At 54.7% G+C, this 25,276-nt stretch carries 19 protein-coding genes; 11 read left to right on the forward strand and 8 right to left on the reverse strand.

The features are described 5' to 3' along the window. The first annotated feature begins 209 nt into the window (after positions 1–209). Together RID21_RS21455 and waaF are read left to right on the forward strand one after the other, a co-directional pair. Complete coding sequence (locus RID21_RS21455; protein WP_350192432.1) at positions 210–1,754, forward strand: PfkB family carbohydrate kinase; 1,545 nt, start codon at positions 210–212, stop codon at positions 1,752–1,754. Beyond that, complete coding sequence (gene waaF, locus RID21_RS21460) at positions 1,751–2,815, forward strand: lipopolysaccharide heptosyltransferase II (protein ID WP_350192434.1); 1,065 nt, start codon at positions 1,751–1,753, stop codon at positions 2,813–2,815. The genes RID21_RS21455 and waaF overlap by 4 nt, the downstream gene beginning before the upstream one ends. Before the next feature lie 7 nt (positions 2,816–2,822). Here the strand turns inward: waaF and RID21_RS21465 are convergent, their stop codons facing one another. Together RID21_RS21465 and RID21_RS21470 are read right to left on the reverse strand one after the other, a co-directional pair. Beyond that, a complete protein-coding gene (locus RID21_RS21465) occupies positions 2,823–4,085 on the reverse strand; it encodes a glycosyltransferase family 87 protein (RefSeq protein WP_350192436.1) in 1,263 nt (420 codons plus the stop codon). A 120-nt stretch (positions 4,086–4,205) separates the two neighbouring features. Next, entirely contained in the window at positions 4,206–4,949 is a 744-nt protein-coding gene (locus tag RID21_RS21470) for a BUD32 family EKC/KEOPS complex subunit (protein WP_350192438.1), read from the reverse strand. Positions 4,950–5,174: 225 nt separating this feature from the next. Between RID21_RS21470 and RID21_RS21475 the strand changes: the two genes are divergently transcribed. Continuing rightward, the gene (locus RID21_RS21475) at positions 5,175–5,933 is read left to right on the forward strand and encodes a glycosyltransferase family 2 protein (RefSeq protein WP_350192440.1); all 759 of its coding nucleotides are present in this window, start codon (positions 5,175–5,177) and stop codon (positions 5,931–5,933) included. Positions 5,934–5,939: 6 nt separating this feature from the next. After that, the gene (locus RID21_RS21480; protein WP_350192442.1) at positions 5,940–6,761 is read left to right on the forward strand and encodes a glycosyltransferase family 2 protein; all 822 of its coding nucleotides are present in this window, start codon (positions 5,940–5,942) and stop codon (positions 6,759–6,761) included. A 21-nt stretch (positions 6,762–6,782) separates the two neighbouring features. On the opposite strand, the gene RID21_RS21485 is transcribed toward RID21_RS21480, so the two are convergent. Beyond that, positions 6,783–8,582 (reverse strand): arylsulfatase, encoded by a 1,800-nt coding sequence (locus tag RID21_RS21485; RefSeq protein WP_350192444.1) that lies wholly within the window; start codon positions 8,580–8,582, stop codon positions 6,783–6,785. Between the two features lie 335 nt (positions 8,583–8,917). On the opposite strand from RID21_RS21485, the gene ychF reads away from it, so the two are divergent. The 3 genes from ychF to hisB all read left to right on the forward strand — a co-directional run bounded on the left by ychF (position 8,918) and on the right by hisB (position 12,032). Next, the gene (gene ychF / locus RID21_RS21490) at positions 8,918–10,009 is read left to right on the forward strand and encodes a redox-regulated ATPase YchF (RefSeq protein ID WP_350192446.1); all 1,092 of its coding nucleotides are present in this window, start codon (positions 8,918–8,920) and stop codon (positions 10,007–10,009) included. Between the two features lie 179 nt (positions 10,010–10,188). Continuing rightward, positions 10,189–11,250: a histidinol-phosphate transaminase gene (gene hisC, locus RID21_RS21495; RefSeq protein ID WP_350192448.1), complete on the forward strand. Its 1,062-nt coding sequence runs from the start codon at positions 10,189–10,191 to the stop codon at positions 11,248–11,250. A 194-nt stretch (positions 11,251–11,444) separates the two neighbouring features. Further along, positions 11,445–12,032 carry an imidazoleglycerol-phosphate dehydratase HisB gene (gene hisB / locus RID21_RS21500; protein WP_350192450.1) on the forward strand — a complete coding sequence of 196 codons (588 nt, stop codon included), beginning with the start codon at positions 11,445–11,447 and terminating at the stop codon, positions 12,030–12,032. Between the two features lie 740 nt (positions 12,033–12,772). On the opposite strand, the gene RID21_RS21505 is transcribed toward hisB, so the two are convergent. The 3 genes from RID21_RS21505 to RID21_RS21515 all read right to left on the reverse strand — a co-directional run bounded on the left by RID21_RS21505 (position 12,773) and on the right by RID21_RS21515 (position 17,345). Then, positions 12,773–13,450: a DUF8091 domain-containing protein gene (locus tag RID21_RS21505; protein ID WP_350192452.1), complete on the reverse strand. Its 678-nt coding sequence runs from the start codon at positions 13,448–13,450 to the stop codon at positions 12,773–12,775. Between the two features lie 173 nt (positions 13,451–13,623). Then, on the reverse strand, positions 13,624–14,967 hold the full coding sequence (locus tag RID21_RS21510) for a DUF1552 domain-containing protein (protein ID WP_350192454.1): 1,344 nt from the start codon (positions 14,965–14,967) through the stop codon (positions 13,624–13,626). Continuing rightward, positions 14,964–17,345 (reverse strand): DUF1592 domain-containing protein, encoded by a 2,382-nt coding sequence (locus tag RID21_RS21515; RefSeq protein ID WP_350192456.1) that lies wholly within the window; start codon positions 17,343–17,345, stop codon positions 14,964–14,966. The genes RID21_RS21510 and RID21_RS21515 overlap by 4 nt, the downstream gene beginning before the upstream one ends. 430 nt (positions 17,346–17,775) lie before the next feature. Between RID21_RS21515 and RID21_RS21520 the strand changes: the two genes are divergently transcribed. Both RID21_RS21520 and RID21_RS21525 read left to right on the forward strand, forming a co-directional pair. Next, positions 17,776–19,155: a tripartite tricarboxylate transporter substrate-binding protein gene (locus RID21_RS21520; RefSeq protein ID WP_350192458.1), complete on the forward strand. Its 1,380-nt coding sequence runs from the start codon at positions 17,776–17,778 to the stop codon at positions 19,153–19,155. Between the two features lie 57 nt (positions 19,156–19,212). Continuing rightward, positions 19,213–20,751, forward strand: a complete 1,539-nt coding sequence (locus RID21_RS21525; RefSeq protein ID WP_350192460.1) for a tripartite tricarboxylate transporter permease — start codon at positions 19,213–19,215, stop codon at positions 20,749–20,751. 4 nt (positions 20,752–20,755) lie between these two features. On the opposite strand, the gene RID21_RS21530 is transcribed toward RID21_RS21525, so the two are convergent. Continuing rightward, positions 20,756–22,249 carry a hypothetical protein gene (locus RID21_RS21530; RefSeq protein WP_350192462.1) on the reverse strand — a complete coding sequence of 498 codons (1,494 nt, stop codon included), beginning with the start codon at positions 22,247–22,249 and terminating at the stop codon, positions 20,756–20,758. A 192-nt stretch (positions 22,250–22,441) separates the two neighbouring features. On the opposite strand from RID21_RS21530, the gene lgt reads away from it, so the two are divergent. Together lgt and RID21_RS21540 are read left to right on the forward strand one after the other, a co-directional pair. Further along, positions 22,442–23,317: a prolipoprotein diacylglyceryl transferase gene (gene lgt, locus RID21_RS21535; RefSeq protein ID WP_350192464.1), complete on the forward strand. Its 876-nt coding sequence runs from the start codon at positions 22,442–22,444 to the stop codon at positions 23,315–23,317. 309 nt (positions 23,318–23,626) lie between these two features. Next, on the forward strand, positions 23,627–24,214 hold the full coding sequence (locus tag RID21_RS21540; RefSeq protein WP_228030657.1) for an RNA polymerase sigma factor: 588 nt from the start codon (positions 23,627–23,629) through the stop codon (positions 24,212–24,214). Between the two features lie 73 nt (positions 24,215–24,287). On the opposite strand, the gene RID21_RS21545 is transcribed toward RID21_RS21540, so the two are convergent. After that, positions 24,288–25,262 (reverse strand): YHYH protein, encoded by a 975-nt coding sequence (locus RID21_RS21545; RefSeq protein WP_350192466.1) that lies wholly within the window; start codon positions 25,260–25,262, stop codon positions 24,288–24,290. Positions 25,263–25,276 lie beyond the last annotated feature (14 nt).

Consider the following 25,276-nt stretch of genomic DNA (forward strand, 5'->3'; position numbering starts at 1 on the left):
AAAAACGGTCTGCTTCCTGTTTTCACAGGGGCAAGACGGTTCTGCATCAGTCACCTGCGAAAACTTGGCTGCTATCCTTTCTAAAGTCGCCAGGTTGACAAAAAAGGCATTGACTCAAAATCGCGTTCTGATGATGATTCCGCGGCTGAAGTTCTCTTCAGATCACGTTGACTGAACTGGATTTATCACTTCGTCTGAAACGCCGATCAATGTCATATCATTTAATCAATACAATTCAAAAATTGGGTCATCCGAAAATCCTTGTGCTGGGAGACCTGATTCTGGACCGCTATACCTGGGGAGATGCCGAACGGATCAGCCAGGAAGCACCGGTGATTCTATTGCGGGAAGATACCCAGGAAGTCCGCCTGGGCGGAGCCGCCAACGTAGCCAACATGTTAATCGGTCTGGAAGCGGAAGTGACCATGGCCGGGGTGACAGGCACCGATCTGGATGGCGTTGTGATCCGGGAAGCCCTGGAGAAGCGGGGCGTTGACTGCTCGGCCATCATCGCCGATGCGAGTCGACCCACCACGGTCAAGCAGCGGTTCATCGGACGGGCGCAGCAGCGTCATCCGCACCAGATTCTACGTGTCGATCGGGAAGTGAATACGCCCCTTGATGCGACCGCTTCCGAACAGTTACTCAACGTAATTCTGCCTTTAATTCCCGAACAACAGGCGATCCTGGTCAGCGATTATGCCAAAGGTGTTTGTACTCCGGACGTGCTGGCTTGTGTGATTCAGGCAGCCCGCGAGGCAAATGTGCCCGTGATTGCAGACCCCTGTCCGGGCCGCGATTACCAGATCTACTCAGGTGCCACCGCGATCACACCGAACCGACTCGAAACATCCCGGGCGGTCGAATTTGAAATTGAAAACGAATCGGATGCCTTTCGTGCTGGTAAGCTGCTGTGCGAACAGTTGAACCTGGACTATGTCTTTGTCACGCTCGACAGTGATGGCATCGCGTTAACACAGGCCGACGGTGTAACAGAACTGCTGCCGACCCGCAAACGGGAAGTTTACGACATCACCGGTGCCGGAGATATGGTGCTGGCAACCATCGGCGTCGGCAGTGCCGCTGGAATTGCCCCCGCGGACCTTGCCCGCCTGGCGAATGTGGCTGGCGGCCTGGAAGTCGAACAGATTGGCGTCGTCACGATCAGCCGCGAAGAAATGCTGGCTGACCTGCTCATGGGAGCCCGTGCAACAAGTGAAAAAGTGCTTTCGCTGGAAGAGCTCAAACGGCACGTTTCGGCCCGGCAGAAACTGGGACAGAAAGTCGTCCTGACCAACGGCTGTTTCGATGTCATGCACGTGGGACATGTTTCCTACCTGGAACAGGCGGCCGCAGAAGGGGACTGCCTGATCGTCGCGCTCAACAGTGATACAAGCGTACGCTCTCTGAACAAGGCACCGGATCGACCAATCTTCGGACAGGAACATCGTGCATTGATGCTGGCGGCTCTGGAAGGAATCGACTATGTCGTCATCTTCGATGAGTCGACGCCCTGTGAACTGATCAATGAACTCAAACCAGATTTACTCGTCAAAGGTGGCACTTACTCGAAAGAGGAAATTGTCGGCTGGGAACTGGTCGAAGCCTACGGCGGGGAAGTCAAAGCACTGGGAATTACCCCGGGCATTTCCACTACACAGATTCTGGGCATTATCCGCGGGGAAGCCGCCGGGCAGCCCGATATCCTGCCTCTCCATCAACCTATTGAGCCTCCGAAACGAAAAGCCGGATGAAAATTGCAGTCTTTCTACCCAACTGGATCGGAGACGCCGTCATGGCGACCTCCGCCTTACGGGCATTACGTGATGAGTTTCACAACGCGGAAATCACAGCGATTCAGAAGCCATACGTGGCTGAAGTCCTCAATGGACTCGATCTGGTCGATCGCTCCCTGGCCAGCGGTAATGAGAAAAGTCTGAAATCGCAGTTCCAGTTGCTGAGTCAACTCAGACGGGAACGCTTCGATCTGGCAGTCTTGTTTCCTAATTCCTTTCGCAGTGCCTGTCTCAGCTTTCTGGCGGGGATCCCCCGACGCGTGGGTATCCAGCGGGATGGACGGGGCTGGCTCTTGACCGATGCGCTTCCAGCCGGTGATCGTCAGGTTCCTCATCCGGCGATCGATGAATACCTGCGGATCGTCGCGCATATCATTGGTGTAGAGCAGGCTGATTCAAAACCAGGCTCCGGGCTCTCGCGGAAAATGGAACTGGCTGTGACCGACGCCGATCAACAGCGCTGGTCAAGCTTCTGGAATAAACAGTCAGCGGAGTTTCAACGTCATCCACTGATCTGTCTGAATCCGGGTGGCGCGTTCGGCGCTGCCAAACATTGGCCGGTCGCGAATTTCGCGGAACTCGCACACCGCCTGGCCACGGACTTACAGCGTTCCGTGCTGGTGGTCTGTGGACCCGCTGAAAAAGAGGAAGCCCTGCAGATCGTCGCGCAGGCAAGTCATCCCCTGGTGACTTCGCTGGCGGAGGAACCGTTGCACCTGGGGCTCACGAAGGCCGCGATTCAACAGGCCGAGTTACTGGTAACCACCGATTCCGGTCCCCGTCACTTCGCAGCCCCGTTTGATGTGCCTGTGGTGACCCTGTTCGGCCCGACACATATTATGTGGAGTGAAACGTTTTACGAACGCGGACAACACCTCCAGCTTGCGATGGACTGCGGTCCCTGTCAGCAGCGGGTCTGTCCTTTGGGGCATCATCGCTGTATGAAAGACTTATCCGCCAATCAGGTCTTTGATGCGGTCGTTTCTTTGCTGGAACAACAGCAGACTAAAGCCGCTTAGATACTTCTTAAGCGGCCAGGGAAGCATTCTGAGCAGCCTCTGTCGTGTCTGCTCCCTCTGACTGGCTCATCCGGTTTTCGCGTGCCCGGCTTTCAAAATAGGCCATCTGCCAGGCCATCAACGGGAGAATTCCCAGCGGTAAAATCGCCGGTGACCAGGCAGCGACCGGCAGCAGGACGCGTTCCACAGCACCCATTCCCAGGGGGACGAGTAACAGCCAGGCTGTCAGAGCGAGTCCACGGTAACAACGTTCCTGCATACTCACGATCAGCGCCCAGCTGGCGATGGGGGCGGCCAGCAGAAACGTTAAACGTTCGGTACCAGGACCAACGAGTAGCTGCCAGCAGACCCAGGTGGTCAAGACGCCGGTGAAATACGCTTCTTTCGAGGTGGCGATGCGGGCCAGACGCAGACACCACGAAAGCGCCAGTCCGGCCATTCCTAACTGCAGAAGTGTGTAGACCCGATCGTCAATGTAGGTCCCGAAGTTCTCGGCAATCGTGTAAGCATCCCGCAATCCCGCCTGTCTGAGTGTACGATACGGACCGGTCAACAGGTCATACCAGTTCTGGTACTGCTGAACGACGACCGGCAAGGGGCGTGTCAAAAATGGGGGCAGCACCAGCACTGCACAGGCGGTCGCAAAGCGGGGACCCAGCTGAAACGGAAAGCGAGCCATCAACAGTAACGCCAATGCAGCTGGCCAGAGCTTGATATGCACGGCGGCAGCCAGAATAAAAGCGGCTCCCCACCAGCGCTCTTTTTTGAGACAGACGACCGCTAGCGCCGCCAGGGCAAAGACGAGGGCATTACTCTGGGCTGACCAGATCGCGCGCGTACAACCGACCAAGCAGAGGATCAGAAAGCCCGCTTCCTGCATTCGTGTCCAAGAGCCGGGGAAGATTTCCTTAACCAGCAGTCGCAGCGCACAGACCAGCAAACCGATGTTCAAAGCGGACCAGAGAATCCCCCCGACGGTCGGAGGAAAAACTGCGAAAGCTGAGAATGCCACCGCAAATGTGGGGCTATAGCGAAACCCGGTGCTGTAGGCTTCGTTGTCATACAGGTTGCGGTCGGCCCACCAGTTGATCGAAGAGTCTGCAAAGCAGGGATAAACCGATTTTCGTTCGGGCTGAACGATAAATTTCACACTCACCACGACCCACAATACGGCCCATAAGATCAGCGCCCGCTTCAGCCAGATGGCTCCGGAAGTGGCTTCGACCTGGGGAGATTTAAAATACAGTGGGTTATCGGGCAATTGATTCATGTCAGGCCTGAGGAATCGGTGCCTTACATGCGAAGACAGGCATGCTAAGGCGGGGGGAGATCATGCAGGAAAAACGACGCCCCCGCTTGTATTGCTTTTCGCCAGACAGGGCAAGATCAATCAGCGGTTCCCCCCCTGTTCTGTAGAGTGTTTCAGCTGATTTTTGAGCTTTGAGAAGAAATGCCTGCGGTGTTCCCGGGGCAGATTTTCAATCGCTGCACGTATACAGATGACTTGCAGCGAAAGGGGCAGGGGGAGCCCCTCATTGAGTGGCTGGATCGCCAGTCGGTCCAGCATGCAGATCAGCGATTTTTCCAGCGAAGCACAGCGACGGATTCCCACCGGATCGATCAGCCACAGCGCGGGCACACTCTGCCCTGATTCACCCTGCTTGAGAACAATGTTTTCCAGCTTGAGGTCCCGGTGCCGCAGTTGAGCATCTGCCAGGCGACGTACAATCGACCCCAGTTCCCGCGCGATAGGGTACAGCTCTGACTTGGATTCCGGAGCGGCTGCTTTGAAGACCTCGTAAACCGTCGTCCCCTCAATATAAGGCATTTCCAGCTGATAGAATGGGCCGGAACGATACAGGGGCGTCGCCGGCTGAGGAGTGTTGACCCCTGCCTGCAGCAGTCGCCAGGCACCCGTCACCTGGCGTTGCGGCTGTGACTGACCAAAGAGTGACTTCCAGCGGAGCTTCCAGTCAGCGGGCCAGCGTTTGACTGTAGTCAGTCCGCGTCCCTGAATATCGAGCAGCCACACGGAACGTAAGTCTTCTTCTTTGAGACAGCGAATGGTTGTATAGGGAACGCTGTCATCAAATAAGGAAAAGTGGTGTGGTGCTGCGGGAGGGGATTCAGACAATTTTACCCTGGCATCTCATGATTTCGATGATTGCCCTTTTCCAGATTACAGTTTCCTGCCAAACTCATGGCAAGCTTTCAGGAAAAGGCATAATTGATCATAATAGTATTCACATCGATCAGGATTCCTCTTTTAACAGGATCGCGCGCGGTTGACAATCTTGATGTTTGTTCGACCTTCCTGTGAAACATAGACCATTCTTACTGAAGTTTAAAAGCCAGCTTTATGTCGTTATCGGTTATCGTCATTGTTAAAAACGAAGAATCTACGATTCGCGAGTGCCTGGCGTCGATTGCCTGGGCAGATGAAATCATCGTCCTGGATTCCGGCAGTACTGACCAGACGGTGGCCATCTGCAAGGAATACACAGAGCACGTTTACGAAACCGACTGGCCCGGATTTGGACCTCAGAAAAACCGCGCACTCGGATACGCCTCGAATGAGTGGGTCCTGTCGATCGATGCTGACGAACGAATCTCTTACGACCTGCAGACCGAAATCAAACGCGTCATCCAGATGCCCAAACGCTACGATGCCTATTCCATGCCCCGCCGGTCCAACTACTGCGGGCGATACATGAAGCATAGTGGCTGGTGGCCCGATCATGTGGTGCGCCTCTTTCGTCGGGGCAAAGCCGAATTCAGCGACGATCTGGTCCACGAGCGGATTGTCGTGCAGGGCAAAGTAGGCAAACTCAAGGAACCCATCATTCACGAATCTCTGCTCACGCTGGAACAGATTCTGAATACGATGAATTCCTATTCTACCGCGGGTGCGAAAATGATGGCGGAAGAACAGCAGCAGGCCAGCCTGTGCAAGGCCATCTGTCACGGCACGTGGACCTTTATCCGCACCTACTTTCTGCGGGCCGGTTTTCTGGACGGGAAAGAAGGTTTCATGCTGGCGATATCCAACGCGGAAGGCACCTACTATCGGTACCTGAAGCTGATGGTTCTCAATCGGGAAAAACAGGAAGAGCTCTGAAATTCCATGGCCGGACTTGCTGTCGTCATCACCACCTACAACTGGCCCACTGCCCTGGAAGCAGTGCTGGCAGGTTATCTGAGTCAGCAGCGTGCACCGGATGAACTGCTCATCGCCGACGACGGTTCACGGGACGAAACCCGAACGGTCATCGAAGCATTCCAGGCAACAGCACCGTTCACCGTCAAACACATCTGGCACCCCGATGAAGGCTTCCGCGCAGGAGCAATTCGGAATCGGGCCATCGAAGCTGCCGAGGCCGACTACATCGTCTTCACCGATGGGGACTGCATTCCCGCTCGCTGGTTCCTGGCCCAACACGAACAGCACGCGGAAGCCGGCTGGTTTCTGTCGGGGAACCGGGTGCTGCTGTCAGAGTCATTTTCAAAACGGGTACTCGAAGAGAATCTGCCCGTGGAAGTCTGGACCTGGGCGCAATGGTTCGCCGCCCGACGCGAGGGGAGTATCAACCGTCTGTTGCCTTTGTGCCGTCTGCCCCTGGGACGACACTACCGCCACCGGACTGCCCGGCAGTGGGAAGGCGCCAAAACCTGTAATCTCTCCGCCTGGAAGGCAGATCTGCTCGCCGTGAATGGCTTCGATGAAGACTACACCGGCTGGGGCATGGAAGATTCAGACCTCGTCCTGCGTCTGATCCGTAACGGAGTGTTTCACAAAGACGCCCGTTTTGCAGCCCCCGTATTTCACCTCTGGCACCCGGAGAATTCGCGTGATCAACTGGAAGAAAATCAGCGGCGACTCAAGCAGTTGATCGAGACCGATCGCATTCAGGCCCGCATGGGGATCGCCCAGGCACGAACTGCCTGAACCCGAATCTCGTCTGCGACGTTACGGCTTTTCTTTACGAAAAATTTCGACGAAGAAGGCACCCCGTGAGACGCCATTCCCTTCATCCAGCCAGGTCTGCAGCTTCTTCTGTCCCTTCGTCAGGTCCAGGGTGAAGGTCGTCGAAAGATCGCCTTCATCGACGTCTTGCCGTTGTTTCTGATCGCCAATCTGGATCCGGGCGACACCCTTTTTCAGTGGATGATGGGCCGATTCCGGTCGGCACCGCAGGGTGATTTCATACGTGCCCGGCTCTTCCACGTTGACAATCCAGAAGCCGTTGGCGATCGGATTCTTCGCGATCTGCTGATGATTCCAGGGGACCTGCTGAATCGGAGCATGCCAGTCGTGGCAGGTCAGATGGGCGGGGTTCTCAAACCGGGAACCGACGCCGATCGCCACGTATTCAGTGAAGCGGGGCTTCAGGCTTTCCCACCACTTTTCGTATTCCGCAGACAGATACTTCACCACGCCGGGAAATTCAGGCGCAATGTTCTTGGTCTGCCCGGGATCGTGTTGAATGTCATACAGTTCCGTCTGGTTTACCAGTCGCCAGCGTTCGGTCATCACAGAGGATTTCCGCCACTTCTCCGGCGTTTCGATCCGTTGTGAGTGGACGACCAGGGTCCGATTACGCAACGCGTCTTTCTTCCCTTTGAGAATGGGTACCAGGCTGGTGCCGTCCAGCTTGAGCTCGCTGGAGATCGTCAGGTGACAGAGTTCGGCCAGTGTGGGCAGGATGTCGATATGCGCCGAGAGCTGGGTGATATCCCGCCCCCCGTCCAGTTTTCCGGCCGGCCAGCGAATAAAACACGGGACGCGATGTCCGCCGTCGTATTCTGAACCCTTCGTACCCCGCATGCCCGCATTAAATCCGGGCCAGGTTTCCAGTACGATCGGTTTGCCTTTGGAAAGTCGTCGCTGCTGTTTCTTGGAAAGGTCTTCCGGCTGGGGACGTTTAAAACCGGCTGCGGTGCCGTTATCGGTCATGAAGATCAGGATCGTGTTCTCATCGAGTCCCCAATCCTTGAGACGACGTTCCAGCAGCCCCATGTTTTCATCGATGTTGGTGATCATGCCGTAAAAAGCAGCCATCTGCTTCGGCACCCCTTTCCGCTCGTAGAGGATACTGTATTTGGGATCAACCAGGTACGGGCTGTGAGGGGCATTGGTCGAGATATAAGCAAAGAACGGTTCCGACTTGTTCGTTTCGATGAAGTTCAGCGCTTCCCGGAACCAGATGTCCGTGCAATAGCCTTCGAACTTCTCCGGCTTGCCGTTACGCAGGTAAGAGTCGTCGAAGTAATCGTTCTGCCAGTAGTCCGGGGTCTGCGTGACTCCCCCGCCGCCATGCTGCACGACGGTTTCGAAACCCTGGTCCTGGGGACGCAGTGGGTAATTGTCGCCCAGGTGCCATTTCCCGAACATGCCCGTCTTGTAGCCGTTACTCTGCATCACTTCAGCGAGGGTGACCTCGTTGGTATTCATCAGCGAGCGACCCATAATTGTATGCCAGACGCCTGTCCGCGTGGAGTAATGTCCGGTCATCAAAGCAGAGCGGGTCGGCGCACAGGTCGGGTCGACATGGAAATTGGTCAGACGCAGACTCTGGCGATACAGATGATCCAGGTTTGGCGTCTGGATCATCTTATTCCCATGCGCGGCGATATCCCCGTATCCCTGATCATCTGTGATGACCAGAACAACGTTCGGCTTTCTGGTATTGGTACTGTCAGCGCGACAGTCGGTGAAGGTGACCAGTAGCAGCAATGTGCAGGTCACAAGCTGAAAAATCGCTCGCATAGGGTGCTCGTTGAGGTCTCTCTGTTCGGAAAGTCATTCAGATATAAATCGATTTAGTGCGAATAGCCCGCTCCTATTTTAACTGGCACCGTGAGAGATGGATAGCAATAATTTAACATGTCTTAGATTTCAACTCCCGTTAGAGGGTTTATGTTGGTTGTACTGTCCCGATTCCCGCCACCAAGGCCAAAAAGGACGCCGGGCGATCATTTCCTTTTGATTCCCCAGTTCGCTATGATGGGCCGGAATTAAATCAAAGAACCTGAAAGGTCTACGGCCGGGAGCGTCCGCCGGGTCGGTTTGATATCAATATTCTCTGATGACTGAAAAGAGCTATGGAAGCTGGTATTGTTGGCCTGCCGAATGTAGGTAAATCAACGTTATTCAACGCCTTAACGGCGGCGGGGATCGCAAGCGAGAACTATCCTTTCTGTACGATTGAACCCAACGTGGGAATCGTCAACGTCCCCGATCCGCGGCTGAATATCATTCATAAATACATTACCACCGACAAAGTCATCCCCGCCATTCTCAGGCTGGTCGACATTGCCGGTATCGTCCGGGGGGCCTCCGAGGGGGAAGGGTTGGGAAACAAGTTCCTCTCTCATATTCGCAACGTGGATGCCATTCTGCACGTGGTCCGCTGTTTCGAGAACAGCGACGTGATCCACGTCGAAGGCAAGGTCGACCCGATCAGCGACATCGAAACCATCGATATGGAACTGATGCTGGCTGACATGCAGACGGTCGACTCGGCTAAGGATAAGGCCGCCAAGACCGCCCGCTCCGGGAATGCCGAAGCCAAAATGCGGCTGGCCGTCCTGGAAACCTGCGCAGAACGACTGGCGGAAGAAAAACCGCTCCGCGGGCTGACCTTCGATGATCCGGAAAAACGGAAAATTTTCAAAGGCTATCAGTTCCTCACCGCCAAGCCGGTGCTCTATCTGGCGAACGTGGATGAGGACGACCTCCAAGGCGAAAGTGAACTCGTACAGCGGGTACGGGGACGAGCCGAAGAAGAGGGGGGCGAAGTCGTCGTTGTCTGTGGTCGCCTCGAAGCCGAAATCGCGGAACTCGATGAAGCCGACCGCAACGAAATGCTCGAGAGTGTCGGCCTGGAAGAACCGGCACTGGCCGCAGTCGCACGTGCTGCCTACCACACACTGGGACTGCAGAGCTATTTCACTGCCGGGAAAATTGAAATCCGCGCCTGGACAATTCCGATCGGCGCGACTGGACCCCAGGCAGCCGGCGTCATCCACTCGGACTTCGAACGCGGATTCATTCGAGCGGAAATCTTCTCGGTGGCTGACCTCGAACAGTACCAGTCGGAAAAAGCGATCCGCGAAGCTGGTAAGCTTCGCGTGGAAGGCAAAGAATATGTGATGCAGGATGGCGATATCTGTCACTTCCTGTTTAACGTCTGAATTTCCCGGGATTCGTCTCGTCCGGACGGAGGAATCTCTGTGCTGAGGTGACGAAATCCTGTGAAATGAGAGAACTCCCGTTGCGGTCGGCTTGTCCTGTTACAGGTTCCAGTCAGGATGACCGCAGGTGAAGACAGGGACGTACACAATTGACACGCTAACATTCGAGAAGAAGTATCATGAGTCTCTTTAGACCACAGGTTCAGCAGATGGAAGGTTACACTCCCGGGGAACAGCCCCAGGAGTCCGGCTGGGTCAAACTGAACACCAACGAAAACGCATATCCTCCCTCGCCACGCGTCCTCGAAGCAGTGCAGCAGACACTGTCAGGTCGGTTGAATATCTATCCCGATCCGCTGGCAACCGAGTTTCGCAAAGCCGCTGCAGAACTGTTCGATGTCGATCCCGACTGGATCCTGCCCGGCAACGGGAGCGATGAAGTTCTGACGATCCTGATGCGAACCTTCGTCGATGCCGGCGAACTGGTATCGGCTCCTTATCCCAGCTACACACTGTATGAAACGCTGGCTGAGATCCAGGGCGCCCGCTTTCAGAAGATTCAACTCAATCCCGACTGGAACTGGCCCGAGGCCGCACAGACCCAAATCGGCGAAAGTAAGATTCTGTTCGTTCCCAACCCGAATGCCCCGTCGGGCAATCGCTGGTCCGACGCGCAACTGCTCTCACTGATTCCTGCCCGCGGAGTGCTCGTCCTCGACGAAGCCTACGGCGATTTCTGTGATCAGCCGCACCAGGGGGACCTGCTCAAATCGGAGCAGGGCGAGAAGCTGATCGTGACCCGCACCCTGAGTAAGTCCTACAGCCTGGCAGGCATCCGTTTTGGCTTCGCCGTCGCGCACCCCGATCTGATCAGCGGCATGCGGAAAGTCAAAGACAGTTACAACTGTAACACCCTCTCCCTGGCTGCAGCGACCGCAGCCCTCAAGGATCAGGAGTGGATGCAGGAGAACACCGAGAAGATTCGCACCACCCGTCGCTACCTCGTCGAACAACTCCGCAAACTGGGCTTTGAAGCGGTTGACAGCCAGACGAACTTTGTCTGGTGCACACACGCCGACAAACAGCACGAACGGCGTTACCAGGAACTCAAGCAGCGGAAGATTCTCGTGCGTTACATGAAGTTTTCTCTGACAGAGGGAACCCTGGACGGCTTGCGGATCACCGTCGGCACCGATGCCGAGATTCAACACGTGCTGGATGCACTGCAGGAGATCGGCTGAGCGACTGTTAAAACAGGCACAGCTTTACTCTCACTGAGGTGCGGTTAAAACGGTTATGCATTTCCCGCCGTTCCTTCACCGGGGAATTCGCGGCAGGCAGGCCTGTCTCTCTGAAGCATTTTGGTGAATCGTCTGCTGCACGGTAAACTTTGATAAACGACCCACTTATTCCCTTTAGATATGAACTGACAGAGATGAGCCGCAAAGCATCGATCAAACGTGAAACAGCTGAAACCCAGATTGAACTCACACTGGAACTGGATGGTACCGGCCAGTCCGATATCCAGACCGGCGTCGGTTTCTTCGACCACATGCTGACCCTGCTGGCCCGCCACGCTTTGTTCGATCTGACAATCAAAGTGAACGGCGATCTGGAAGTCGACTACCATCACACAGTCGAAGACGTCGGGATCTGTCTGGGCAAAGCACTCTGTCAGGCACTCGGCGACAAGCAGGGCATCACCCGTTACGGCTCGCTGACGATTCCCATGGAAGAGACCCTGGTCACCGCGGCTCTCGACTTGAGTGGGCGTCCCTGGTTTGTTTTTCAGGTTGAATTCCCCACCGAAAAAATCGGGCAGTTCGATACCGAACTCGTCCGCGAATTCTGGCAGGCGTTCTCTTCCAACGGTCTGCTCAACCTGCATCACGTTCTGCATCATGGTGCGAACAGCCATCACATTTCGGAAGGCATTTTTAAAGGCACCGCGCGAGCACTGCGGCAAGCAGTCAGCATTGATCCGCGTCAACAGGGAGTGCCTTCTTCCAAAGGCGTACTCTAAAAGGATCGCCGTTTTTTCATTCAGGCACACCAACTTTTCGGGAACGAATTCATAAGTCGTTCCCGTTTCGTTAGGGAGTGTGAATGTCAATCTTCGGTAAGATGGTGTAGCGGAAAAAAGCGAATATTTTTTTCACATGGTTTTTCTTCTCATCTTTGTTGACTCTCTGTGAAGAAAAGTTAATCTGAGAATTAGCACCCGACAACTGATGTAATTCATTCTGATTTCTGCTGAAATCAAAACACAATTACTGATTGGGGATGCTTAAGAAAAACGATAAACAATAAGCCATTCCGAATGAGACTGTCTTCAGTCGATACCTTTTTATGATACTTGAACCCACTAAGAATTTTCTACTTTAAGAATTACTCTTAACCAGGTTGAGGTGTTACTTCACTCATCGTACTTCTGTTTCGCTTTCGTGTGTTTCAGGTCCACGGACCTTCATAACTGCGTTCGCGTTCTAGACATTGATGAGTGTTTGCAAAGGTCAGACAGACAGGTTTGACTTCGGGGAGGCCAATGTGATTCAACAGGGAAACTCCCGAAAAAGAGACCGCTTGTGCCAATACGGATGGCGACTTGGGTTATTTTGACTGCCGAAAAATATGGCCAGATGTGTCAGCGGCAGCCTAGGACTTAATGGCTCTGTACGGATTTTGAGTAAGTTGGTTGGTAGTCAAATCTATTGTGATTGAAGCTCACAATTTTTCATTTCGGGAGTTTCCTTTTTCTTTTGCTCAGGCTGCGGCCTGATCTCCCGACGCCACTTCGTAAAGCAGGGCGTTCTTCTCTTTACCGACCAGGTTGATCGCACCCGTGTTTCGCAGGCAGTATGCCATCTTCTGCGCCAGCCACCGCTGAATGCCCGCTGCTTTCGCCAGATCCTTCGTATGGAAGGGGCTCGGCAGTTTACCGGGAATCAGATTCAACAGGTCGCCAGCCGTATTTAATTCGATCTGTTCTTCAACCGAACGTAAAACGCGATCTTCGATCCGGTAATCTTTGCCCCGAAAGCGACGTGGCTTTTTCGCGATGCGATGTTCTTCCTGAATCGTAAGCGCGACTTCCAGAGTCAGCCGCGGATGCGGAAACACGTTCGTGAAATGCACCAGGTCTTCAAACAGGTCAAACACCGAACCCCGACGTGGGCTGAACCGGGCCGAGATGGTCTCGCCGTTCTTTTTCTTGCGCTTAACCAGGTACTTGCGGATGGCAATTGGTTTGACCACATGCACATCGTAATCTTCCAGCAGACAGCGTACCTTGTCCCGAATCGCACCCAGGGAACCGTGCTGAATTTCAATCAGCCGATCACCGTCGATCGCATCAATGCGGTAATCGCCCAGCGTGACTTCTTCGCACTCCGCATTGGGAGCGTAATACGATTTCAATTGACGATGCAGGGAGGTTTCCATACCAGTTGCATGTTCTGGAGAGTTGGGATTGTCTGTACAGGAAGTGTGTTCGGGGTCGTAATGTTATGGCAGATATCAAATTGTGTCTATAGGAATCATTTCCCATAAAAAAGGCCGCTGATCGGCAGTGATCAGCGGCCTGAAGTTTTATTAAAGTCGAAAACGACTGGATATCAGGAATCGATAATGCTCAGACGTCCGGTGCTGTCACCAAAGGCGGTCACGTCTGTGCCCATCCGATCCAGCATCGAGAGATACAGGTTCGCCAGCGGCGTTTCGGTTTTGACCTGATGATGGAAGCCGGTCTTAATCGTTCCGCCCCCTTTACCTGCCAGGATAATTGGCAGATCGTGGTGCGTGTGCCGGTTCCCGTCGCCGATGGCACTGCCGTAGCAGATCATCGAGTTGTCCAGCAGATTGCTGTTTCCTTCGGGAGTCGCTTTCAGACGCTTCAGGAAGTAACCAAACTGAGAAATCAGATATTCATCGATCTTCTGAATATCGGCGATCTTCTTATCATCGTTGCGATGATGTGACAGTGCATGGTGACCGGAATTGACACCCACCATCGGATACGTCCGGTTGCTACCGGCATTCCCCACCATGAAAGTGGCGATGCGGGTGGAATCGGTCTGGAACGCCAGCAACAGGATGTCGTACATCAGGCGGGCATGTTCCTGCAGCTCGGTGGGGATTCCATCCGGCAGCCGCATTTCGGGCGGTTTGATCTTTTCATGCTGTGTGCTGCGTTCAATCCGCTGTTCGATTTCACGCACGCTGGTGAAGTACTCGTCAATCTTCCGCTTGTCGTTTTTGCCCAGCTGTTTCTTCAACTGATCAGCGTCGTGCTTGACGAGGTCCAGAATACTCTGGCGATCCTTCAGGTGACGGGCACGTTCTTTTTCCCGCTCGGCACCGCCGCCAAACAGACGTTCGAATGCCAGTTTGGGCACGATCTCTTTCGAGGTCGGCGTGGAAGGCGAACGCCAGGAGACGTTGGACGAGTAAGCACAGCTGTAACCCGAGTCACACTGGCCGGCGTTACGACCGCGCGTCAGTCCCAGTTCCAGCGAAGGCAAGCGGGTCTTATGACCTACCTGCTGTGCGGCGACCTGGTCGACTGAGATACCGGCTTTAATGTCGGCACCACTGGTCTTGGTCGGGTGCACGCTGGTCAGGTAAACCGAGGCACAACGGGCATGGTCACCTGGGCCATCACCCAGAGCACGGGCATTGATCTGGGCCAGCCCCGAAATCACATTGATGTCCGATTTCAGATCGGCAAGCGGCTTCAGAGACTGAGGCATTTCGTAACCCGATCCAGTTGATGTGGGGAACCAGGATGGTCCGATCACACCATTCGGGAAGAAGATGAACGCGGTTCTCACCGGTGGTTTTCCCGCAGCGGTGGCGGCTGACAGAATGCCGGGCTGAGGCTGCATGATATCCAGCAGCGGCAGCGACAGTGTCGTCCCGAGACCTTTCAGGAATGTACGACGTTGTAGAAGATTTGTCATTTTCGAGAACCTTTCTCACGTTTCAGGAAGGGATCGCTGAGAACAATTTCGGTGACGAGCTCCGAAAAACGATACCCTTTGGCGGTAAAATTCGCGGTGATCGCATCGATGGCACATTTATCGTAATACTCGGTGCCTCGACCAATGGCGTACGTCAACATCTTCTCTGTTAAAGATCGGCAGAATCCGTCTTTCTGCTGTTCCAGAATCCCGATTAATTCTACGGGGCTCTCAAATGTCTGACCATCGGGTAATTTACCCGAGGCATCGATTTTATGCTTACCTTCTTTAGTGCGCCAGCGGCCGACTGCATCGAAGTTTTCAAAGCCCAGGCCTAATGGATCCATCTGATCGTGACAGGACGCACAGCCGGGAATCTTGCGGTGCAACGCCAGTTGTTCACGCAGACTCATGTTCTTTTTGCCCTCGGTCGCTTCTTCCAGTTCAGGCACATTCGGCGGAGGTGTTGGAGGCGGGGTGCCCAGAATATTTTCCATAATCCATTTACCCCGTTTAACCGGAGAAGTTCGCCCCGGGTTTGAAGTCAGCGTCAGAATACTGGCCTGGGTTATCAGACCGGCGCGTCGGGATTTGTCCAGGCTGACCTTCTGAAACTTTTCCCCTTTCACTTTGTCATTACCGTAAAACTTCGCCAGGTTTTCATTCATGAAGGTGTAGTCAGCGTTGATGAATTCCACCACGCTGCGATCTTCCCGCATGATGTAAGCGAAGAACTCTTCGGTCTCCTGACGCATGTCTGCTTTGAGTTGCGAGTTGAAGCCCCGGAACTTCCGGGGATCGGGATTCAGTTCATCCAGGTTTCGCAGGTTCAACCACTGACCAGCGAAGTTTTCCACAAACGCTTTCGATTTGGGATCGGCCAGCATACGCTTGATTTCCATACGCAGCGTGCGGGGATCGTCCAGTCGTCCCTGTCCGGCCAGGCTGAACAGTCGCTCGTCGGGCATGGTGCTCCACAGGAAGTAAGACAGCCGCGAAGCCAGCTCGTATTGAGCCACATTCTCGATGCTGTACGATTCATCTGCTGAATCCTGCAGTCCCTCAATGCGGAACAGGAAGTGGGGGGAAACCAGAACCGCCTGGATACCGACCTGCACACCCTGCTCAAACGTCCGACCCGATTCCACAGTCGCGTTGACCAGTTCCACGATCGGCTTCATCTCGTTTCGAGAGACAGGGCGACGGAAGGCTTTCTCCATGAACGGTTTGAAAATCCGCTCGGCACAGTAACGTTCTGAACGACCATTCTCCGGCGTGCAGGTGATGATCTGATGATGCGAAGCAGGCACGTTATCGGGCAGTTTACCCATCGGTCCCCGCACCGCGACTTCATTCACGTACAGGTTCCGGTCCCGCTTGTTGGCTGGGCCATCGGGATCGTAAAAATCATTGAGGAACGAGATTTCCAGTTCATGCTTTCCCTTGGGCAGCTTGATTGCCTTGGGCGGCATGTACTTCTCGGGAGAATTCCGGTCCGCGGCCACTTCAAACGTTTTCAGCGGCTTACCATCCAGTTTGACTTCCATCTTGGCGGCTTCATCTCCGGCTGGTGTCGAACCGGCAATGATGCGGATTTCGTATTCGCCATCCTGTTTCAGATTCAAGGACGCTTTCAGCGTACCCCGCGAATGGAACCCGGCGCCACTCTTACGAACCGTGACGGCACCTTCTTTTTTAAACTGTTTGTCAGAAATTTTATTCCAGGGATAGCTGTCCGGCGTATTCGCGAAGATTGCTTTCTCGGAGATCTGCTCAGCGGCATCGAGATACTTTTCCATCAACAGCGGCGGCAGTGAGAGGACGTCGCCGATGTTATCAAAGCCGTAGCCAACATCGTCCGAAGGAAAGTTTTCGGCAGGCGAGAAGTCCACGCCGACCAGGTCCCGGATTGTATTGTTGTATTCATTGCGGTTCAGACGACGAATTGTCACACGACCGGGGTTGATATCGCCCGAACAGTCAACGCCGTACAACGCGTCGTCGAACCAGGCGAGAACATCTTCGCGCTCTTTATCAGTCGGCAGCTCGCCGGCATCCTTGGGAGGCATCGATTGAATCTGAATCCGCTGGACGATTTTTTCCCACTCTTCACGCTTCTCCAGAATACTGGTCCGCGTGGTGAACTTCTCCAGCGCCAGCCCGGCTTCTGATCCCTGACCCGTGTGACAGTCCAGACAGTACTTACTGATGAACTGTTTGACTTTTGTGTTGAACAGTTTTTCCGACTTCTCGACACTCGACACTTCGGCCTGCACCGTGTTGACAGCGAAAACGCACAACAGACCACAGACAGCGAAACAGATTTCTCGCGGAGAGCAGGGGAGGGGAATTCGAGTTAACGTGGGCAACAATCGCATTCAATTAAAACCTTCAGGCGGGAAAACTCAGACGTTGATCAAACAGATCGCTCCAGATCGAAGGCAAGGAGCACTGCGTCAGCACACGATCAGTCTGAGGGAGGATATAAGTTGGCAGGAATCTCTACATATAGCGTAACCTGCCGAGAGACCATTTTGCAAGATCAGTCCTCGTCAGATCTCCTGCTGACAGGCGATTTTATCTTCTTGAAACCGCCTGTTATATATTGTACTCATCCACACCCTGATGCGTTTCAATATTTTTGGTTCTTAAGTTATTCATGGTAACTTAACGAAACCGGTGATCATGGTCCTGCTGGTCGTTGACAGGCGGTTCTGCTCCCTGCATTCTAGGTTATTCCAGTCCACTGCACCGGCAGTCACTTTTCCTGAAAAAAATAGCCTGAGAAAGCATTCTGGTACTGAACTGATGAATCTGCGCGCGATCATTAGAGTAAGTGTCCTGTCCAGGTCGATCCTCTGCTGCCTGCTCCTGTTAATGAGTGGATGTGCTGCGGAATCAATTGATGATTATCCCGATCGACCCATCACCGTCATCTGTCCCTGGTCAGTCGGAGGTGCCACCGATCGCACTTCAAGACAACTGGCGGTCTTCCTCGAACAGGAACTCAAAGTTCCCGTCAACGTCATCAATGCCACCGGCGGACGCGGCGTGACCGGACACAGTCGCGGCCTGAATGCCCGTCCCGACGGTTACACGCTGGCCATCATCACCGGCGAACTCAACATGCTGCACTGGCAGGATCTGACTTCGCTGACCTGGCACGATGCAGAACCCATCATGTCGCTCGTCGATGGGGCAGGGGCCGTGTTCGTCAAACAGGATTCTCAATTCAAAACCATCAAGGAACTCCGCGACTTTGTGGAACAGAATCCCGGCAAGCTGACGGCAACCGGAACCGCAGCCGGGGGGATCTGGCATCTGGCACTGGCCGGCTGGCTCGACTTCTGTGGACTCAACGCCAGCGATATCAAATGGATTCCCATGAACGGTGCCGGCCCTTCATTGCAGGAACTGGCCAGTGGCGGTGTGGACCTCGTCTGCTGCAGCCTGCCTGAAGCCAAGACCTTATATGAGTCCGGTCAGGTCCGCTGCCTGGGAGTCATGGCCGAAGAGCCACTGGCGGAATTTCCGGATGTTCCCACCTTCGCCTCTCAGGGCATGGACTGGAACATCTCCGGCTGGAACGGACTGGCGGTTCCCAAAGGGACGCCCGCACCCATTGTCGAGAAGATCTCCACCGCGGTCAAAAAAATCACCGACGGCGAAATTACCGTGCAGGGCAAAACCTTTCCCGAATCAATGCGGGACGCCGGTCTAAGCACCCGCTACCGCGCCAATGACGAATTTGCTGTCTTCCTGGAAGAGAACGACGAAACGCTGGGCAAGCTGCTGACCAGCGACGCTTTCAAGAAGATGTCTTCCCGGGGGACGGGGCCACTGGTCTTCCCCGGACTTTTGGCGATTGCCATGTGCGTCATTCTCGGTTGCCTGGCCGTTCAGAAGAAAGTTCACGCACTGGCCCCTGATGTCTCCAAAGATACCGTCACGTCACAGGGCATCGTCAATACCGCGCTGGTGCTGCTGGGGATCGTGGCCTATCAATTGTTCGCCGAACAACTGGGCTTCCTGCTGACAGCGGGGGCCATTATGTTCCTGCTGCTCTGGAAACTGGGGACCCGCTGGTGGATCAGTGCCCTGATCACAGTCTGCCTGATTCCCGGCATCTATACCCTGTTTGCCAACCTGCTTCGCGTTCCGCTTCCACGCGGCGTCCTGGGCTGGTAACGCTGCTACATATCGTATTGAATTCTGTCTCCTTCTCTGGCGCTCTGAAGAAACATCATGGAATCGACATTCATTACCGCGATACAGAATATAGCAACTCCCGAAGTCCTGCTGGTGATCTTTCTCTCGGCCGTCTATGGTCTGTTTGTGGGATCCATCCCGGGACTGACGGCGACCATGGCTGTCGCGCTGCTGATCCCGCTGACGTTCTATCTGGATAACCTCTCCGCCATCGCCGCGATTGTGACGCTTGAAGCCTGCAGCATCTTCGCCGGAGACATACCTACCACGCTGGTCCGCATACCGGGGACACCCTCTTCAGCCGCCTATACCGACGATGCCTATGCGCTCACCCGTCGCGGACTGCACGAGACTTCGCTCGGCATCTCACTGGTATTCAGCGTGTTCGGTGGCCTCTTCGGGGCACTGGTGTTAATCTTCGCCGCCCCACAACTGGCGAAAATTGCGTTTCAGTTTACCACCTATGAATACTTCTGGCTTTACGTGCTCGGCTTAAGCTGTGCCGCCATCGTCTCGACCGGCTCCCGCCTCAAAGGCGCTCTGGCGCTGATGATCGGCCTGATGTTCGCGACCGTCGGTCTGAGCGAAGTTCACAGCGTGCCTCGCTTCACCTTCGGCTTCGATGAACTCTTTACCGGCATCAACTTCATCCCCGCGATGATCGGTCTGTTCGGTCTCTCGGAAGTCTTCCGCAATACGCTGACCTCGAAGACCGACGAAGCTGCGGAAAAACTGCAGTCAGCAGTTAAAGAAGACGACGACCATTCACTGCTCAGACATTTGAAGCCGGTCTTCGGCGGCGTGCTGCCCCAGTTCTGGAAGCGAAAATTCAGCTGGCTCCGTTCGAGCTGCATTGGCTCTACCATCGGCATGATTCCCGGCGCGGGAGCCGACATCGCGGCCTGGATTTCGTACGCGGTCTCCAAGAAGTTCTCGAACACACCCGAGGAGTACGGTAAAGGTTCCCTTGATGCCGTCGGCGATGCCACCAGTGCGAACAACTCGGCACTCGCCGGCGCCTGGATTCCCGCCCTGGTATTGGGGATCCCCGGCGACTCGGTCACTGCGATTGTGATCGGCGTCCTTTTGATGAAGAACATCACCCCCGGTCCGGAGATCTTTCAGAACACCGAACAACTGGTGCTCGTGCATGGCATCTATCTCACGTTCATCATCGCCAACCTGTTGCTGATTCCGCTCGGCTTCCTGGCAATTCGCAGCGGTTCACAACTGGTGCGCATCCCTCGCCGCATTCTGATGCCGATGATTCTGATGTTCTGCGTCGTCGGTGCCTACTCGATCAACGGAAGTTACTTCGACGTCTGGGTCATGCTCGGCATGGGCATGCTCGGTTTTGTACTTGAAGTCTTCGATGTTCCCCTCGGTCCGGTCGTGCTCGGAATCATCCTCGGGGGGCAACTGGAACAGTCGTTCGTGCAGAACCTGACTAAGGACGACAGCCTGCTCTCGTTCTTTAATCGTCCTATCTCCGCGGGGCTGGGACTGTTCTGCATCGCGCTCTGGCTGGTGCCGGTGATCATGCCTCTGATCCGCAAGAAGTCCGCCACAACCTGAAGTCTCATTCACCCGATTCAGCAGGCAGGGGTTTCAGCAGTTGACCTGCCCGCGCGAGTCCCAGGCCGATAAACGCGAACGTCGGCAGCAGCAGCGGCATCAGGAAGCGTTCCCCGGCAGCGATCGGCAGATACCAGGCGAACGCCAGCCAGAACAACACGAGCCAGACCAGATATAATCGCCGCGCCGGTCCGGACTCCGTCAGCAGTCCCGTCAGTAGAAACGGAAGCAGCAGCACGCCAAAGAACAGTCGTCCCTCATGGAAAGGGAAGGGACCCAGGCTGCGGAGAAAAATAAAAACCTGCCATGCCAACCCTTTGACCTCCCGCTTGATCATCTGCGCGAGGGAATGCGTCTGCCAGTAGCGACGGACCGCATTCCCCAGCGATCCCCGTTCCTCGATCAACGCATGTGGTTCCGTGAACTCATCTTCAAAGAGCAGATACGAATTCGCATTGAATGTTGGGCTGCCATACACCCGCGCATTGCGAACCAGCAGGGGGGCCGCGATCACAATAAAGCTTCCCACTACCAGTGCCAGGCTGAGTAGCGCCTGTTTCCAGGAGAGGCGACCTGCTTGTGGCTCCGTTTCCGATTCAGTCGTCTCCACTTTGAAGCGGGCAGGGAAACACCGTCGCCAGTCGACCGCATACGAAAGTTGCCAGCAGAGCACTCCCAACAGCAGCAGCAGTGCCGTCCCCTTGGTCAACCAGGCCAGACCCAGTAGCAGACCGATGCCGAGCCAGAGAAACCGTGGACGCGTTTCAGAGGTGCTTTCAGCGGGGACGCGTAACAGAACCAGCCACAAGCCAGCGACAATCAGCAGCAGCAGTGCTTCACAGACCACCTGACCTGTCAGTCGACACCAGGCTGCATTGACGGCCAGTAGAAGTCCCGTCAGTCCTCCCACCAGGTTTCCATAGCGTCGTGAGATTCCAAAAGCGAACAGTAATAAAGCCGCCAGCCCCAGCATCGCCGACAGACGTTTTCCCGCTTCATAGTCGGGCAGGTACGAGAGGATGGCAACATAGAGCGGGTGCTGATTCGCTTCGGTATACTCACCCGCAAACAGTTGCTGCAGTAATACAGAAGGACCGCCCGCTCCCTGCACATCCCGGGCCTGGGTCAGAAACGCCGCCTGATCATTGCCTTCCGGCAGCGGTTGGTCAGGCAGCAGATTCAGCATGATGACAAAATAGACAATCAGCGAAAACGAAAGCAGCAGACTGCCGCTCCAGTGATCCAACTGTTGCCAGGGCGCAGACAGGCGTTTCAGGAATCTCCCGAGGACGGGCAGAACTGCTTCCCAGAAATAATTCGTAGCCAGGCAACCGGCGGTCCCCATCACGACCGCCAGCATGCAACAGGCAGCGGCAATTGTGGAAAGCGAGAAACTCGCCACCAGCATCGTTCCCTTGATTTCCACAATCTCCCAGAGTGCCAGGCCGGCGGCACAGGCAACGACACCCGAGATGATGCGTGGCAGAACCGTGTTCATTGTCTGATTCAGCTTTCAGCAGGAGAGGTCAGAATGGGGTGATCAGGCGTCATCACCGCAGGAAACATCAATTCGGACTAGGCTTAACTGGCAGAATGGTCTATCTTTCGGTCTGATTATGATAGCAGATTAACCGTGTTCTGAAATCACAGAATTGAATCGCAGATCCCCCCATTTTGGAATTTGGGAAATATGAGTCACGTATATCCAACGCTTGCCTATCTCCAGTGGGACATTAACCGTGTGCTGTTTGAAGTCGGTCCGATCAAGATCCGTTATTACGGGCTCTTCTTCACCGCCGGGTTTATCTGTGGTTACCTGCTGCTTCGCTGGATCTTTCGTACCGAAAAACGCAACCTGGACGATGTTGAATCGCTGCTGATTTACATGGTGCTGGGAACGATTATCGGTGCCCGTCTCGGTCACTGTCTGTTCTATCATCCCATGGAGTATCTCAGCGATCCGATCCGCTTACTTCAGATCTGGAATGGAGGGCTGGCCAGTCACGGTGCCGCCGTCGGGATTACCCTCTCGGCCTGGCTCTACTCACGCAAACACCGCGATCAACCGCTGCTCTGGTTGCTGGATCGACTTGCCATCCCCGTTGCGCTGGCCGGCTTTTTTATCCGCATCGGTAACTTCTTTAACTCGGAAATTCTCGGGCGGGCCAGCGATGTTCCCTGGGCTGTGGTCTTCAGAGATGGGCTCGGACTCAGTCCCGAAGAGAAGCTGATTCCCCGTCATCCGGTGATGCTTTACGAATCTCTGTGTTACGGCTTCATCTTTGTTCTGCTGCTGCTCGTTTACCGGAAGTACAAGGAACGCACGCCTCGCGGACTGTTGATCGGACTCTTCTTCATCACCGTCTTCACCGCCCGTTTTGTGCTGGAGTTCTTCAAGCTCCGTCAGGCAGCATTCGCGGAAAATCTCCCCCTCAGTGTGGGGCAGATGCTGAGTATTCCACTCGTGATTGCCGGCATCTTATTCCTGCTTTATCGCAGGCCAGCACCCCCTCTGGAAGAAGAAATCGCCCTGCAGACGCCGCGAGAACCGGCCGCGAAGGCATAAAAACAGCGAATGTGGATGTATCTGTCCTGTTAGAAAAGTGTACACAGAACGTCTATAAATACACTCGCAGGCTGAAAATATGTGGCCTTTTGTCTATTTTGCGGGATCGTATTGCCTTAAATCAGAGATCCTTGTAAAGTCCGCGTGCCAAATACTCAGATTTTACTACTGATGACCAGAGCGGAATTCACATTTTGAATTCAGCCGTTTTTTTTCAACACGAATGTGGGACATCGGTGTATAATGAGTTGCAGGCTTTAACTCGCTTGCTGCCAGTACGGCAGTGTTCAAAATGAATCGAGGCGATTTGTGGCTCTCACGGATATTGATAAAAATTTGCTCAAACGCTGCTTAGCAGAAGAGCCGGGTGCCTGGAAAGACTTCGTAGACCGGTTTATCGGCCTGTTTACACACGTCATCCACCACACCGCTCACGCCCGCAGTATTCGTGTGACCGACAACGACATTGACGATCTCTTGTCCGAAGTCTTTCTGGTTCTGCTGGCCAATGACTACCGTGTGCTCCGCAACTTCCGTGGACAGAGTTCTCTGGCCACTTATCTGACCGTGGTTTCCCGTCGCGTGATTGTAAAAAAAATGGTCGAGCGACGGATGGCTGAAGCTCTGGGGCATGTCTCTACCTCTTCGCGCATCGAACGTGTCTCCGACGAACAGACCCGTCAACAGCAGGCCCTTGAGGATCAGGAAGAGATCCAGAACATGATTCGCCAGTTGCCTCCGGCAGACGCTCAGATTGTGGAGCAATATCACCTGCAGGGAAAGTCTTACCAGCAGATCAGCAGTGATCTGGACATCCCGGAAAATTCGATCGGCCCCACACTCACTCGGGCACGCAATCGCATGCGGGAAAATAAATCCCGGACACGCACGCTCTAATTCATAATAGAGTTCACCTCCTTCTTACTCAGTCTGATGCTCACGTTACGCGCCGACAGTTTCTATTGCTGGTTCAATTACTGAAGCTCCGTCCCGATCCCTGGCCCTGTCCGAATCCCGGAGGAGGACCACCAAAGGGGGGCGGACCAAAGCCACGTCGTCCACTGGGACCACGCTGTCCCGGTCCGGGGCCGCGTCGCATAAAACTCGGATCCGGCGTCCCGCGCCACAGACGGGGGATATAGGGGAAATCTTCGGTGATGTAGTAGTGATAGATCCCTTCCGGGTATTCGGGGGTCACACCCACGCGTCCGTTGCATTCATCCAGGGCACCCGCATCCGCGACATATTCATAGTCAGCCACAAAGGTCCCGTCATACCTGCCGCGCGGGCCACCCGGTCGATTCCCTTGCTTGATTCGATAGCTCGATTTCATTTTGCGAACCGCGCTCGTGGCATCGTTCGCATCGCTATAGCCAAACTGGGCATAAATTGGAAAGCCATCTGCGGCCACACCGATCAGCGTGACTTCACCTGTTTTCCCCTGCTTCTGAATCAGTCCCGTCGGCAGACCATGATAGTGATAGCTGCCGGTCGGCTGGACATGGGCATTGCTCTGATCCAATCCGAGATTGATCTTTCCCGACTTGGCTTCATAGTTCCAGCCTGAACTGCGGTTCCGATTCCAGAACTCCGCGGTCGCTGCATCGAAGACCACACCATTGCTGGCGACTCCAAACGGGGAATGCGATACGGGCGTGGGGTTGCGGGTCGCCTTTGGTTCCATGGTTACACGGAATTCATACTGCTGCGGTCGAATCGTATTCGGATTGTTCCGATTCGGAAACCGGCCCGGCTGGTGATCGGGAATCCCGTTGGAATAGATGTAGCGGTAGTTCCCCTTGATGACCACCTTGACCTGATTCGTCGCACTGGTATTCGAGGATCCGAAACCCGCGGGTCCGAACCCGGGAGGTGGATATCCAAACAGGGGGAGGGGGGCGGCACATCCGAGCGTCGCGAAACAGCAGAGCGTAAGCAGTCGCATATTCAAGGGGTTAC

It is taken from the genome of Gimesia sp. (assembly GCF_040219335.1).
Lineage (GTDB): Bacteria > Planctomycetota > Planctomycetia > Planctomycetales > Planctomycetaceae > Gimesia.